The following is a 13,175-nucleotide window of genomic DNA, read 5'->3' as shown; positions in this document are numbered from 1 at the left end:
AAAATTGGATTAAACTCCCCCATCTTTTTGGGGATTTTTTTGCGCCGCAACAAAAACGGCCATGACCGGACGAATGCCTGCCATGGCCGCGTTTAACGCAATGGATGCGGATTTCAGACGTCTGCGCCGAGACGTGCCCAATCCATATAGAGATCAAGCGCCTTGCGCGCGACCGGGCCCGCCTGCAATTCGCGGTCATCCAGCTTCACGACAGGCGAAACCTTGGAATAATTGCCCGAGCAGAAGATTTCATCAGCCTCGTTGAAATCCTCGACCGAGAGCGTGGCTTCCCGCACGTCGAAACCGGCCTGGCGCAGAAGACCGATCACACGCGAACGGGTGATGCCGGCAAGAAAGGTGCGGTTGGGCACCGGCGTGAAGACAACGCCGTCCTTGACCATGAAGATGTTGGCCGAGGCGGATTCGGCGACATTGCCGTTCATGTCGCGCATCAGGGCATTGTCGAAACCGCGTGCGCGGGCTTCCAGAATGGCGCGGCCGCTATTGGGATAAAGACTGCCGGCCTTGGCGTCGGTCATCGCGGTTTCCGGCGACGGACGACGCAGCGGCGAGACGGTGAGCGTCAGCGGCTTGCCGGCGTCCATCGGCGCTTCGAACAGGCAGAGCGCAAAACGGGTGGAGCTGGCATCCGGCGCGACAACGCTGCCGGGCATGCCGTGTTCGGCCCAATACATCGGCTTGATGTAGATCGCCATCCTGCCGTCGAATTTCCTCACACCCTCAAGCGCAAGCGTCTCGATCTCTTCCGCCGTCATGGTCGGCTTCATGCCCATGTTGGTGGCTGAGCGATTGACACGCTGGCAATGCAGATCGAGATCGGGTGCCACGCCATCAAACCAGCGTGCACCGTCAAATACCGTGGAGGCCAGCCACATGGCATGCGAGGTCGGGCCGATGAGCGGCGGATTGCCGGGCAGCCATTGACCGTCAACATAGGTCCAGGTGGTTGATCGGGGTGCGGTATCGACGCTCATAACGGTCTCCTGTGTCAAGCATTTCCGCCTGGCGAAAACGCTCCGTCTTTTGTCTTGATGCATTTCCGGACGCAAAACGTTTCGCGTTCTTAACCGGCATGTGCTGGAAATCGGCCGGAGTGAATGCCTCTCGCCCAGACAGGTCAAGTTTTAATTGCCGCCATATTTGATTTTGATGGAAAATAACAAATGCAGGCCCTGACAGAGACGTTTTGTGAGGCGAAACAAAAGGTTGATGAATAGAATCATCACAATAATTCATTGATCCGATGATGGCGGGGCCGTTTCGGCTATGCGATGCTGACGATCTGACGGCAGTCCGCAGGAGGAAATCATGGCGTGGTCCGCGCAACAATATCTGAAATTCGAAGACGAACGGACGCGCCCCGCGCGGGATCTTCTGGCCCAGGTGCCGCTGGAGCGCGTGCTGAATGGTTATGACCTCGGCTGCGGCCCGGGCAATTCCACCGAGCTTCTGACCGACCGTTACGGCGTCAACGTCATCACCGGCATCGACAGCGACGACGACATGCTGGAAAAGGCGGCGGACCGGCTACCGAATACCAATTTCGGCAAGGCCGACCTTGCGACGTGGAAACCGGCGCAGAAGGCGGACCTGCTTTACGCCAATGCCGTTTTCCAGTGGGTGCCGGACCATCTTGCCGTTCTGTCACAACTGATGGACCAGCTGGAAAGCGGCGGTGTTCTCGCCGTGCAGATGCCTGACAATCTGCAGGAGCCGACGCATATCGCGATGCATGAAACGGCCGACGGGGGACCGTGGAAGGACGCTTTTTCCGGTGGCGGCCTGCGTCGCAAACCTCTTCCCCCACCCTCGGACTATTTTAATGCGCTTTCGCCGAAATCCTCGCGGGTGGATGTCTGGCACACCGTCTATAATCACCCGATGAAGGATGCGGACAGCATTGTCGAATGGGTGAAGGGCACGGGGCTGCGCCCCTATCTCGCCGCCGCAGGCGAGGAAAACCGCGAAGCCTTCCTCGCCGATTATACGCGACGCATCGCGGCGGCCTATCCTCCCATGGCGGACGGCCGGTTGCTGCTGCGTTTTCCCCGGCTTTTCGTGGTGGCGGTGAAGAAATAGGGTTATCAACCCGCGAAGGCATAGACCCGGAGGCGGTGGCTGTCTGGGTCGGCGGCCGTGAAGGTATAACCGAACTCCATTTTCGCGGGCTGCTGCAGCATGGCGACACCAGTTGCCTTCCACCCGGCGAAAGTCTCATCCACCTGCGCGTCGTTTTCGACACGGAAAGCAAGCTCTCCGCCACCGCCCGTCACGGAGGCCTTCGGCTCCACGGTGTGCCGTGACCAGAGGCCGAGCTTCATGCCGTTGGCAAGGACGAAGAGGGAAAAAGTCGGGGAGGATTCGACGGGATCGACACCCAGTAGCGCCTTGTAGAACTGCGTGCTGGCCGGCGGGTTGTCGACATAGAGGATGGTGAAATCGGGGTGGGTCATGGTCGTTCTCCTGTGTTGCGGATGAACGGTTTCTAGACCCGCCTGTTGTCAGTTTTTGTCAGCATGATTGCGTCGCCGCTGTTTCTCCCGCTCGCGCCATTCTTTCATCAGCGCCGGGCGGCGGCGCGGGTAACGGTTGTCGAGAGGACGGAAGCTTTCGATGCGGTCAGCCCGGAAGCTGCGGAAATCCTGCCGGGTTTCGCACCATGCCAGCACCACGCGCACCAGATCGAAAAAAGCGAGCGCAAAGGGCCAGATGACCCGCTCCGTCAGGTCTCCCTTCTCATCACGATAGGTCATCACCGCCTTGCTCTCTTTCCTGATGGTTTCGCGAATGGCGGCCAGATCGACACGGATGGCGGCAAGGCCCTGCCCCGGGCCGACAAGCAGGGTGGAATTATCGAGTTCCTCACGCAGTGCATCGGGCAGAACGGCAGCGATCTTGACGAGTGCGGCACGCGCGGCCTCGGCCAGCCCGGCATCGGCGCGGCCCGCCACCCAGCGCGAGCCCAGCACCAGCGCCTCGATTTCCTGTTGCGAAAACATCAGCGGCGGCAACAGGAAACCGGGACGCAGCACATAACCCACGCCTGCCTCACCCTCGATATCCGCGCCCTGCGCCTGCAGCGTCGCTATATCGCGGTAGAGCGTGCGCAGGCTGACGCCGGTCTCGGCGGCAAGCGCCGCACCGCTGACCGGCATGCGGTGGGAGCGCAGGATCTGCAGGAGATCGAGAAGCCGTTGTGAGCGTGACACGCGAGATTTCCTTCCATCCGCATCGTCGGATCCTACCGGTCAGGTTTGCCGGCATCCGAGGGGTAACCCCGCCCGCCGCCGGGCGCAACCACGCAAAAAAGGGTGGACAAGCCCGAGCCGCCATCATGTAGATAGGGGCCGGGATTTTCGCATCCTCGCCACCATCCCCGGCCTTTCGAGTTTTCGCCATGATCGTTCGTTCAAAACCGAACCTGCTGCAGCTTTTCTTCATTGTGCGCGGCTCCATCATCGTCCGCATCTTTCCGCAGGTGCTCGCCGTTTTTATACTGTCGACGCTGGTCGTCTGGGCACACAAGGACCGGCCCGATCTGGTGCCGGCGCTGAACGGTGCGCCGTTTTCGCTGCTCGGCATCGCGCTTTCGGTGTTCCTAGGCTTTCGCGCCAATGCCTGTTACGACCGCTGGTGGGAAGCCCGCAAGCAATGGGGGGCGTTGATTACCGTGGCGCGCACGCTGGCGCGCCAAAGCGCCCTGCTCGAGAGCCGGCAGGATGTGGCCGAACCGGTGGCCCGCCGGCGGGTGATCGATCTCGCCATCGCCTTCTGCCACGCGCTGGTCTCGCATCTGCGCCCCGGTGAGGCGACCGGCACCGCAACCCGCCTCATCCCGGACGATCTGGCCGAGACCTATGCCCGCAGCCGCAACCGGCCGGACATGCTGCTGCGGGAACTCTCCGGTGCTTTCATCGCCGCCAACGCCAAAGGGCAGATCAGCGATATCCAGCTGCAGATGTTGGATACCACCGTGCAGCAGATGGCGGCCGCGCAGGCTTCCTGCGAGCGCATCCGCCACACGCCGGTTCCCTTCGGTTATTCGCTACTGCTGCACCGCACCGCGCATCTTTTCTGCCTTCTCTTGCCGTTCGGTTTCACCGATCTGCTCGGCTGGGCGACGCCATTTACCAGCACGCTCGTCGCTTATACGTTTTTCGGTCTCGATGCGCTGTCCGACGAGCTGGAGGATCCCTTCGGCACCGGCCTCAATGCGCTGCCGATCAATGCGCTCGCCACCACCATCGAGATCAATCTGCGCGAGGCGATGGGCGAGACGGGTCTGCCTGAAGACCCGCGTCCGGTGGATTATGTGCTGATGTGATCCTGTCCTCGTGGTTGAAACCGATCGCGCCGACACCAGTTAAAGAAAGACGCCTTCCCCTAACCGGCCTCTTCCGCCGGCCATGTTTTCAGCAAACAGGAGAGACACCCATGTACGACGTCAGCGCGAATGGCGCGAATATTCCCGCCCTCGGTTTCGGCACCTTCCGCATTCCGGAAGACGATGTCAGGCGCATTCTGCCGGAAGCGCTGAAACTTGGTTTCCGCCATGTCGATACCGCCCAGATATACAAGAACGAGGGTGCCGTCGGCGAGGTCATCGCGCAGTCGGGCATTTCCCGGCATGATATCTTTCTCACCACCAAAGTCTGGGTGGACCGCTACCGCCATGACGATTTTCTCGCCTCCGTCGATGAAAGCCTTGCAAAACTGAAGACCGACTATGTCGACCTGCTGCTTCTGCACTGGCCAAAGAGCGACGTGCCGCTTGCCGAGCGCATGGGTGCGCTGAATGCGGTGCGCAAGGCCGGCAAGGCCCGCAATATCGGCATTTCCAACTTCAACGTGGCACTGACCGAAGAAGCGGTGAAACTTTCCGACACACCGCTTGCCACCAACCAGATCGAATATCACCCCTATCTTGACCAGACGAAGGTGATTTCGGCTGCCCGTAAACACGGCATGTCGGTGACGGCCTATTATCTGATGGCCGACGGCAAGGTGCCGAACGATCCTGTTCTGACAGATATCGGCGCGAAACACGGCAAGACTGCCGCGCAGGTGACCCTGCGCTGGGCGGTGCAGCAACCGGATATCGTGGCGCTTTCCAAGACGGCGACGGAAAGCCGCCTCAAGGAGAATTTCGACATTTTCGATTTTGCGCTCACTGAAGACGAAATGCAGGCGATCCATGCGCTTGCCAGGCCGAATGGCCGCATCGTCAGCCCCGGTCACCTCGCGCCCGATTGGGACGACTGAGGCGGCCGGTCATCCGGTTCGGTCTCACCGCTCGGTAAAGGCGAGCTTCGCCCCCAGCGCCACGAAAGCGGCGGCGAAGCTGCGCCTTAGCCAGGTGAAAACCGCAGGACGCGAAACGACCTGCTGCCGGACCGAGGCGGCAAAACTGCCGTAAAGCGCAAACACCAGAAAGGTCATGGCCATGAAGACCAGCCCGAGCTCAGTCATCTGGCCTGTCGGTGAAAGCTCGCCCGGGGCGATGAACTGCGGCAGGAAGGCGAAAAAGAAGATCGACAGTTTCGGGTTCAGCAGATTGATGAGGATCGCCTCACCGATAACGCGGGCGGGTTTTTGCGGTTGCCTCGCCTCATCGATCGTCAGCGCGCCATTCTCCCGCAGCGTGTTCCACGCCATGTAAAGCAGATAGGCGACCCCCAGATATTTGACCACGCTGAAGGCCAGCGCACTGGTGTGCAGAATGGCGGCAAGCCCGGTGATGGCGGCGAGAAGATGCGGCACGATGCCGAGCGTGCAGCCGAAAGCCGCAATGATACTCGCCTTTGCCCCCTGCGAGAGGCCGGCGGCCAGTGTGTAAACCACGCCGGTTCCGGGAGAAGCGGCGACGATGAAGGATGTGATGAGGAATTCGGGTGTCATGGTGCGGGTCTGTCCTGTGGGTGGAGGACAGGAGCATGATGATGCTTGGGGTGGGTGTCTTGGATGAAATTGCAGAGTTGATGACTGGAGGCTCCCTTTCCCGCATTCCTGTGCTCGTCACAGGATTGAAGGAGAAGTGAGCGCAGCCCGATACACACCCGGCGTCACCCCGAACTGGCGCACGAAAACCCGGTTCAGATGGCTTTGGTCGGCAAAACCGGCCATAAAAGCTACCTCGGCCGGCGGCTTACCTCCGGCCAGCGCGTGCCGGGCCAGATGGACGCGCCGCTGGAGAAGATAGCTGTGCGGCGTAAGGCCCGTGGCTTTGGCGAAGGCCCGCAGGAAACGGAATTGGCTCATGCCGGCCTCCCCGGCCAGATCGGCAAGGCGGAACGGGTGGGCAGGGTCGTCATCGATGCTGCTTTTCGCGCGCCTGATGGTGTCGGGCGAAGTCACCACAGGCGGTTTAGCCGCCGTCTCCATCGAAGTCGCCAGAAGCATCAGCAAGGTCTCGTCGCCGTGTAGGGTCTCGCCCGGTCGTTCCTTCGCAGTGACAGCGGAAAAGACAGCGTCGAACCGCTCCGCCAGCGGCCTTGCATCAACGGGATAGGCGAATTCGAAAAAGCCGCCATCCTTCTCACAGACATCGGCAATGACATCGCGCACGATATCGATGTCGAGATAGAGCATTCGCCAAGCGCGGCCGCCCTCCCCGAGCGGGATACCGTCATGTATTTCGCCGGGATTGACGGTGATGACCTGACCGGCGGCCGCTTCCACCATGCCACGACCAGAAAGCGATTTCTGCGCACCGCGTTTGATGAGACCGATGCCGTATTGATCATGCATATGGCGCGGAAAGGAACGGTCGCTATCGGCCACCACGGCGACGATACCGGGCATGCTGGTTTTCGGCATCAGGAACCGGCCATTGGCCATGAAAGCGCGCGCTCCTCAGATAGGAGCACGACGCTATCACAGGATGCCCCCATGCGACAGACGCTGCCGTTTACGGATGCATATGGTTGATCATGGCAAAGACCTGATCGAAATTTCCGTTATGCGCGGCAAAACGCAAAGGCTTGCAGCGTTCCACCACCACTTCCTTCTGGTCCGGGTGGTTGGCGAGAATATCCATCACTTCGGAAATGAACGCTTCAAGCGGCATAGCTCTTTCGTCAGTGGCCTGCCCCTCGCCCATCAGCGTCGTCTGCACATAAGGCGGCACGATTTCTATGACCTCCACGGACGTCTCCTTCAGTTGCTCGCGTAGCGCAACCGAATAGGCATGGATGGCCGATTTGGTGGCGCTGTAAGTGGGGGTCAGCACCATGGGCACGAAAGCGAGGCCGGAGGAGACCGTCAGCACCGTGGCGGCCGGCTGCTTGAGGAAATGCGGCAAAAGCGCCGCCGTCAGACGGATGGGGGCAAGGAGGTTGGTCGCAATGGTTTCTTCCGCCGTGTCGAGATAGTCAGGCGCGGCGGCGATTTCTTCCGGGCGCATGATGCCGGCATTGTTGATGACGGCATTGAGGGTGGGATGGGCCTTTACCAGCGCCTCGGCAAAAGCGCGGATGCCTTCGGCATCGCCGGCATCCATGACCATTGAGGCCATGCCGGGATTGGCGGCCGTTACCTCATCGAGCACAGCCTGGCGGCGGCCGGAAATGATGACCCTGTTGCCGGCCTGATGAAACGCTTCCGCCAGCGCCCTACCGATGCCGGAGCCGCCGCCGGTGATGAGAATGGTATTGCCGGTGATTTTCATTGGAACATCCTTTGCTTGTTGGCTGAAAGGAAGTTAGCTATGATACTCTCCAATCGAAAGTAGGCACCCAAAAGATTTATACTTACCCAAAGGAGAGTGTAAGATGAAATGGCACGCCGCCGACCCGGCCATCGAGAGCCGGCGTAAGGTTCCGCCGCCCACGGATACCAATCCGGCGATTGAGGCGCTGGTTCAGGATATCATTGCGAAGGTGGCCGATAAATGGACGATGCTCATTCTCGAGGTGCTGGAAGAGCATGGGACGCAGCGCTTCACGCAGATCGGCAAACATGTGGGCAATATCAGCCAGAAGATGCTGACGAAAACGCTGCGGCAGATGGAAAGCGACGGGCTGGTGCGCCGCACGGTGCACCCCGTCATTCCGCCGCATGTGGATTACGGCCTGACAACCCTTGGCCGCACACTCGGCAGCGCTTTTTGCGGCGTGTGGATCTGGGCGGAGACGCACCATGCCGAAATAGAAGAGGCGCGGCGGCGGTTCAACGAACAGCCGCCGCGCCCTGCGATGGAGTAAACTCGCCTCAAGCGAACTGGCTGAGGCCCGGCACCGAGGCGATCACCTGATCGACGGTCTCATCGCCCGCATGCTGGCGGGCTACGGCGATAGTTTCCTTGGCGAGCGTGGAAATCTCGCTCATGCCGAGGCCTTGGCTCATCAGCTGCTGGCCGAGGCCCATGATGCCGCCGCCGCCGAGCGCGCTCATCAGTCCGCCAAGCAGACCGCCGCCGCCACCGGTGCCTTCGCCATTATACTGGGCAACCAGATCGCTGGCGCCGGGAATGGCTTCGATCATCCGGGCGATCGGGCCGTCTTCCGCCTCGCGCTGGAGAAAACCGAGAATCATGCCAATGGCCTTTTCAGCCAGTTCAGGGTCGATCCCCGCCTTTGCGGCGATCTGATCCACGACTTCGTTCATTCTTGCCTCCTGTTGAAAAACGACGCCAACATCGAATAACTGACGTTAACGTCAACGTAAAACAATCCAGTGCCGCATTCAAGCGGCCATGAATGGTGCGGCAACTTTCATCAAGCGGTTTTTCTTCATCGCCATCAAGCAGTTGTTGCGCCTTGAAACTGCCCTTATAAGATCATCACAACCAGACTATGAAAAGGCCGCTTTCGCGAGGAACGGCCAAAGCATGCCAGTTACGCATTCATTCGGACATGACTTTTTACAAAATCCGCGTTGATTTTTAAGGGTCATGCATCAGCCGCAGGAGAAAATGGTCGATGTTGCAGGACGGACAGCTCTATATCGGCACCAGCCGCAATCCGGACGACAGCCTGAACAAGGGCGAATATCTGGAACTGAAATTCGGCAACCGCCACGGCCTCATCACCGGTGCGACGGGAACGGGCAAGACCGTGACCCTGCAGGTGCTCGCCGAAGGTTTTTCCAAGGCAGGCGTGCCGGTCTTCTGCGCCGATATCAAGGGTGACCTTTCCGGTATCGCACTGGAAGGCGAAGCAAAAGACTGGGTGCAGAAACGCGCCGAACAGATCGGTTTCACCGATTTTTCCTATAGCAAGTCGCCCGTGATCTTCTGGGATCTCTACGGTGAAAAAGGCCATCGCGTGCGCGCCACCATCGCCGAAATGGGACCGTTGCTGCTCGCCCGGCTGATGGACGCTTCGGAAGCGCAGGAAGGCGTGCTCAACATCGCCTTCAAGATCGCCGATCAGGGTGGGTTGCCGCTGCTCGATCTGAAAGACCTGCAATCGCTCTTGAACTATATGGGCGAAAACGCATCGGCGCTTTCCAGCCAGTTCGGCCTGATTTCCAAGGCCTCGGTCGGTTCGCTGCAGCGTGGGCTACTCGTTCTCGAACAGCAGGGCGCGGCCAATTTCTTCGGCGAACCGGCGCTGAAGATCGCCGACATCATGCGCGTCGGCGCGGATGGGCGCGGCACGGTTTCGGTCCTCGCCGCCGACAAGCTGATGATGAACCCGCGCCTTTACGCCACCTTCCTGCTCTGGATGCTGTCGGAACTGTTCGAGGAACTGCCTGAAGTGGGTGACCCGGAAAAACCGCGCCTGGTGTTCTTCTTCGACGAAGCGCATCTGCTGTTCAACGATGCCCCGCGGGTGCTGGTGGAACGCGTGGAACAGGTCGTGCGTCTCATCCGCTCCAAGGGCGTCGGCGTCTATTTCGTGACGCAGAACCCGCTCGACGTGCCGGAAACCGTTCTTGCCCAGCTCGGCAACCGCGTGCAGCATGCGCTGCGCGCCTATACGCCGCGCGAACAGAAGGCAGTGCGCACCGCCGCCGATACATTCCGCCAGAACCCCGCTTTCAGCACGGCCGATACCATCACCACGCTCGGCACGGGTGAAGCGCTGATCTCCACCCTGCATGACAAGGGTGCGCCTTCCATCGTCGAGCGCACGCTCGTGCGCCCGCCATCCGGCCGCGTCGGGCCGCTGACGGATGCGGAGCGCAAGTCGCTGATCGATCTAAGCCCCGTCTCCGGCCAGTATGACAAGGATATCGACCGGGAATCGGCCTTCGAAATCCTTAACGCCCGCGCCCAGAAGGCGGCGGAAGCAGAAGCCGCCAAGCGCGCCGAGGAAGAAAATGCCGCCAACCAGTCCGACAACGCCTCGGGGCGCTGGCGCCTGCCCGGCTTCGGTGATGAGGAGCCCAAACAGGCCTCGACCACCGGCGCCCGCAAGACGAGCGGTTATCAGCGCGAAACGGTGATCGAGGCGGCAATGAAAAGCGCTGCCCGCTCGGTTGCGACTTCGGTCGGCCGCGCCATCGTGCGCGGGATTTTGGGAAGCCTTAAGCGGTAGAAACAAGCGCGCCGCCTACCCGCTCGATGGGCGGGCGGCGCTTTAACGTCGCGGCGGTTACTTCTGACGATAGAAGATCATGCCGCCGTGATGGAGCACATCATCGACGAATTCGCCATCGGCCGTGAAGCCGGTATCGTCCCAATAGTCGATGTGGTTTCCCTTCACCTCATAACGTCCCTGATAGGCGCTTTTGCGTTTGCCCCGCGCCTCGTCATAACGGCCATTAGGCAGAAGTTCCTGACGAATGTGGCCATCGCCGGTGACCCACGTGCCGACATAAGGGTGGTTCTCTATTTGAGCCGTCTCCGTCATGTTCACTTCCGTGGCGTTGCTAGATTTGCGGCTCTCTACTTCGGCGGAAGCCGCCGCAAGCAGAAGCGCAACCGATGTCGATACGATGTTCATTTTCTTTCCACTCCCGTCGCGGCATTCGCGCGGCGTTCCTCGAACAGTTCCGCAAGCGTGCGTGATGCGGCGATAGCCTTAGGGAAACCGGCGGGAACGGTGATGAGATAGATCATCTCCTTCAGTTCCTCGTCGGTCGCGCCGACATTCAGTGCATAACCGGCATGGACCTTCATCAGATCACGCTCGCCAAGGGCCGCCATGACCGCGACGGCGGCCAGCTGGCGGGTGCGGTTGTCCAGGCCCGCCCGCGACCAGACCTCTCCCAAGGCGTAACCCTCCGTTGCTTCCGCCAGGAACGGAAACTCCTGCCGCATACGCTCCAGATTGGCTTGCGGCTGGCCATTGTTGAGGCTGCGGACGACATCATCGCCGCGTTTCAACCGGTCATCCATGTGCTGCGTATTTGCGAGTGCGGCGGCAGATCCTGCGAACATTGCAATCGCAAACGCGGTCGGAAAAATGGCTTTCATGTCGATCTCCTCAGGCGGCGGTGGGGCGGATGACGATTTCATTGACATCGACGTCATCGGGTTGCTCGATGGCGTAACGGACGGCGCGGCCGATGGCGTCGGGCTTCAGGGCGATGGCCCGGTAGCTCTGCATCAGTTCCGCGGCGGCCGGATCGGTGATGGTGTGGGCGAGTTCGCTTTCCACCACGCCGGGGTGAATGCAGGTGACGCGAAGGTCACGGTTCTCCTGACGCAGCCCGTCCGAAATGGCGCGGACCGCAAATTTCGTCGCGCAATAAACGGCAGCCGTCGGCGAGACGGCCAGCGCACCGATGGAGGCGATGTTGATGATGTGTCCGGAAGCGCGTGCCGTCATTTCCGGCAGCACCGCGGCGACGCCGTAAAGCACGCCCTTGATGTTGACGTCGATCATGCGGTCCCATTCGTCGACTTTGAGCGACGACATCAGCGACAGCGGCATGATGCCCGCATTGTTGACGATAACGTCGATCTGGCCGAAGGCCTTGCGTCCCGCCTCGGCAAAAGCCTCGACGCTCTGCCTGTCCGTTACATCAAGCGTATGGATGACGACCTCGGCACCCTTCCGACGCAGTTCTTCCGCGAGGGACTGCAAACGGTCCATGCGGCGTGCGCCGAGCACCAGCTTCGCTCCGGCACCCGCAAGCTCCCTTGCGATGCCCTCACCGATCCCGCTCGATGCACCCGTGATGAGAACGACTTTGTTCAATGTCATGGCTTTCTCCTTGCTGTTACGGCCGGCTTTTTCTGGAAGCGACCGTTGCGGGCAAGATAAAGCTTTGGCATTGTCGTGATAATCGCCTCAATTATAACCTCGATGGGTAGAATTTCTAACCAATGAATATCGATCTCAACGCGCTGTCGACTTTCTGCCTGGTGGCCGAGGAACGAAACTTCCGGGCGGTGGCGGACAGGCTCGGCGTGACCCGATCCGCTGTCAGCCAGACCATGCGCAAGCTCGAGGAGACCATGGGCATAGCGCTGGTACGGCGAACGACACGCAGCGTCAGTCTGACGGAAGCGGGACAGCAGCTTTATGCGGATGTTTCGCCGTCAATCGGCGCGATCTCGCAGGCGGCACAGGCCGCGTCGTCCCTGAGCGGCACTGTGCGGGGGCAGCTTCGGCTCGCCGTTTCCTCCATTGCGGAGCGCTTTCTCTCGGGACCGCTGCTTGCGAGTTTTGCCGACGCCCATCCCGAAGTGCAGCTCGACATCGTCGTGACGGACGAAGAATTCGATATTGTCGCCGAACAGTACGATGCCGGCGTGCGCCTTGGAGAGCTGATCGAACAGGATATGATCGCCGTTCCTGTATCGGCGCCGCAGCGACAGCTCGCCGTCTGCTCCCCTGGATATCGCGACCGTTTCGGCCGGCCGACGCAGCCGCGCGAATTGATCGATCACAGATGCATCGGCTGGCGGGCGCGTCCGGGTGTTGCACCTTATCGGTGGGAATTTGCCGAGAGCGGCCGCGAATTTGCGGTGGCGGTGCAGCCGGACTTCACCACCAACGACATGCAGTTGATGATCAAGCTGGCATGCGCCGGTGCTGGCATCACCTTCGGCATGGAAGAGACGTTCCGTCCCTATCTGGAAAGCGGGAAGCTCATTGCGATGCTGGAGGACTATTCGCCTATTTTTGCTGGGTTTTATCTCTATTATCCCAGCCGCCGCCACATTGCGCCGAAGTTGCGCGCCTTCATCGATCATGTCAGGCTATCGAGAGAGCGGTAATCTGCCGGAGCGGACCCCCGGCAGATCGTTTTCGAGAAGA

General features: G+C 60.5%; 16 protein-coding genes. 6 read left to right on the top strand and 10 right to left on the bottom strand.

The genetic code is table 11. The features are described 5' to 3' along the window. Positions 1 to 113: 113 nt before the first annotated feature. Entirely contained in the window at positions 114 to 995 is an 882-nt protein-coding gene (locus tag GSF67_RS02935; protein ID WP_006312205.1) for a branched-chain amino acid aminotransferase, read from the bottom strand. Positions 996 to 1,329: 334 nt separating this feature from the next. Between GSF67_RS02935 and tam the strand changes: the two genes are divergently transcribed. Then, the gene (tam, locus tag GSF67_RS02930; protein ID WP_006312207.1) at positions 1,330 to 2,100 is read left to right on the top strand and encodes a trans-aconitate 2-methyltransferase; all 771 of its coding nucleotides are present in this window, start codon (positions 1,330 to 1,332) and stop codon (positions 2,098 to 2,100) included. Positions 2,101 to 2,105: 5 nt separating this feature from the next. Here the strand turns inward: tam and GSF67_RS02925 are convergent, their stop codons facing one another. Both GSF67_RS02925 and GSF67_RS02920 read right to left on the bottom strand, forming a co-directional pair. Beyond that, positions 2,106 to 2,474, bottom strand: a complete 369-nt coding sequence (locus GSF67_RS02925) for a VOC family protein (RefSeq protein ID WP_006312208.1) — start codon at positions 2,472 to 2,474, stop codon at positions 2,106 to 2,108. Positions 2,475 to 2,522: 48 nt separating this feature from the next. Continuing rightward, positions 2,523 to 3,230, bottom strand: coding sequence for a YafY family protein (locus GSF67_RS02920; RefSeq protein WP_006312210.1), 708 nt, complete (start codon positions 3,228 to 3,230; stop codon positions 2,523 to 2,525). Between the two features lie 188 nt (positions 3,231 to 3,418). Between GSF67_RS02920 and GSF67_RS02915 the strand changes: the two genes are divergently transcribed. Continuing rightward, positions 3,419 to 4,345, top strand: coding sequence for a bestrophin family protein (locus GSF67_RS02915; protein ID WP_006312211.1), 927 nt, complete (start codon positions 3,419 to 3,421; stop codon positions 4,343 to 4,345). 110 nt (positions 4,346 to 4,455) lie between these two features. Continuing rightward, positions 4,456 to 5,283: an aldo/keto reductase gene (locus GSF67_RS02910; RefSeq protein WP_006312212.1), complete on the top strand. Its 828-nt coding sequence runs from the start codon at positions 4,456 to 4,458 to the stop codon at positions 5,281 to 5,283. A gap of 24 nt (positions 5,284 to 5,307) precedes the next feature. On the opposite strand, the gene GSF67_RS02905 is transcribed toward GSF67_RS02910, so the two are convergent. The 3 genes from GSF67_RS02905 to GSF67_RS02895 form a co-directional block, all read right to left on the bottom strand. Then, positions 5,308 to 5,919 (bottom strand): LysE family translocator, encoded by a 612-nt coding sequence (locus GSF67_RS02905; protein WP_006312213.1) that lies wholly within the window; start codon positions 5,917 to 5,919, stop codon positions 5,308 to 5,310. Between the two features lie 117 nt (positions 5,920 to 6,036). Further along, complete coding sequence (locus tag GSF67_RS02900; RefSeq protein ID WP_006312214.1) at positions 6,037 to 6,858, bottom strand: AraC family transcriptional regulator; 822 nt, start codon at positions 6,856 to 6,858, stop codon at positions 6,037 to 6,039. A 70-nt stretch (positions 6,859 to 6,928) separates the two neighbouring features. Then, positions 6,929 to 7,687, bottom strand: coding sequence for an SDR family oxidoreductase (locus tag GSF67_RS02895; RefSeq protein ID WP_006312215.1), 759 nt, complete (start codon positions 7,685 to 7,687; stop codon positions 6,929 to 6,931). A 103-nt stretch (positions 7,688 to 7,790) separates the two neighbouring features. On the opposite strand from GSF67_RS02895, the gene GSF67_RS02890 reads away from it, so the two are divergent. Beyond that, positions 7,791 to 8,222, top strand: coding sequence for a helix-turn-helix domain-containing protein (locus tag GSF67_RS02890; protein ID WP_006312216.1), 432 nt, complete (start codon positions 7,791 to 7,793; stop codon positions 8,220 to 8,222). A gap of 7 nt (positions 8,223 to 8,229) precedes the next feature. On the opposite strand, the gene GSF67_RS02885 is transcribed toward GSF67_RS02890, so the two are convergent. Further along, on the bottom strand, positions 8,230 to 8,625 hold the full coding sequence (locus GSF67_RS02885; protein ID WP_006312217.1) for a hypothetical protein: 396 nt from the start codon (positions 8,623 to 8,625) through the stop codon (positions 8,230 to 8,232). Positions 8,626 to 8,939: 314 nt separating this feature from the next. Between GSF67_RS02885 and GSF67_RS02880 the strand changes: the two genes are divergently transcribed. Continuing rightward, a complete protein-coding gene (locus GSF67_RS02880) occupies positions 8,940 to 10,502 on the top strand; it encodes a helicase HerA-like C-terminal domain-containing protein (RefSeq protein WP_006312219.1) in 1,563 nt (520 codons plus the stop codon). Between the two features lie 57 nt (positions 10,503 to 10,559). Here the strand turns inward: GSF67_RS02880 and GSF67_RS02875 are convergent, their stop codons facing one another. The 3 genes from GSF67_RS02875 to GSF67_RS02865 are packed head-to-tail and all read right to left on the bottom strand — an operon-like array spanning position 10,560 to position 12,116. Continuing rightward, positions 10,560 to 10,910: an Atu4866 domain-containing protein gene (locus GSF67_RS02875; protein ID WP_006312220.1), complete on the bottom strand. Its 351-nt coding sequence runs from the start codon at positions 10,908 to 10,910 to the stop codon at positions 10,560 to 10,562. Beyond that, a complete protein-coding gene (locus GSF67_RS02870; RefSeq protein WP_006312221.1) occupies positions 10,907 to 11,383 on the bottom strand; it encodes a carboxymuconolactone decarboxylase family protein in 477 nt (158 codons plus the stop codon). The genes GSF67_RS02875 and GSF67_RS02870 overlap by 4 nt, the downstream gene beginning before the upstream one ends. Positions 11,384 to 11,393: 10 nt before the next feature. Next, positions 11,394 to 12,116 (bottom strand): SDR family oxidoreductase, encoded by a 723-nt coding sequence (locus GSF67_RS02865; RefSeq protein ID WP_006312223.1) that lies wholly within the window; start codon positions 12,114 to 12,116, stop codon positions 11,394 to 11,396. Between the two features lie 122 nt (positions 12,117 to 12,238). Between GSF67_RS02865 and GSF67_RS02860 the strand changes: the two genes are divergently transcribed. Next, complete coding sequence (locus tag GSF67_RS02860; protein ID WP_006312224.1) at positions 12,239 to 13,135, top strand: LysR family transcriptional regulator; 897 nt, start codon at positions 12,239 to 12,241, stop codon at positions 13,133 to 13,135. Positions 13,136 to 13,175 lie beyond the last annotated feature (40 nt).

Origin of the sequence: Agrobacterium sp. CGMCC 11546 (assembly GCF_013365515.1) — a bacterium.
In the GTDB taxonomy this organism is placed as follows: Bacteria; Pseudomonadota; Alphaproteobacteria; order Rhizobiales; family Rhizobiaceae; genus Agrobacterium; species Agrobacterium fabrum.
This window is presented reverse-complemented; position numbering and strand designations above follow the sequence as displayed.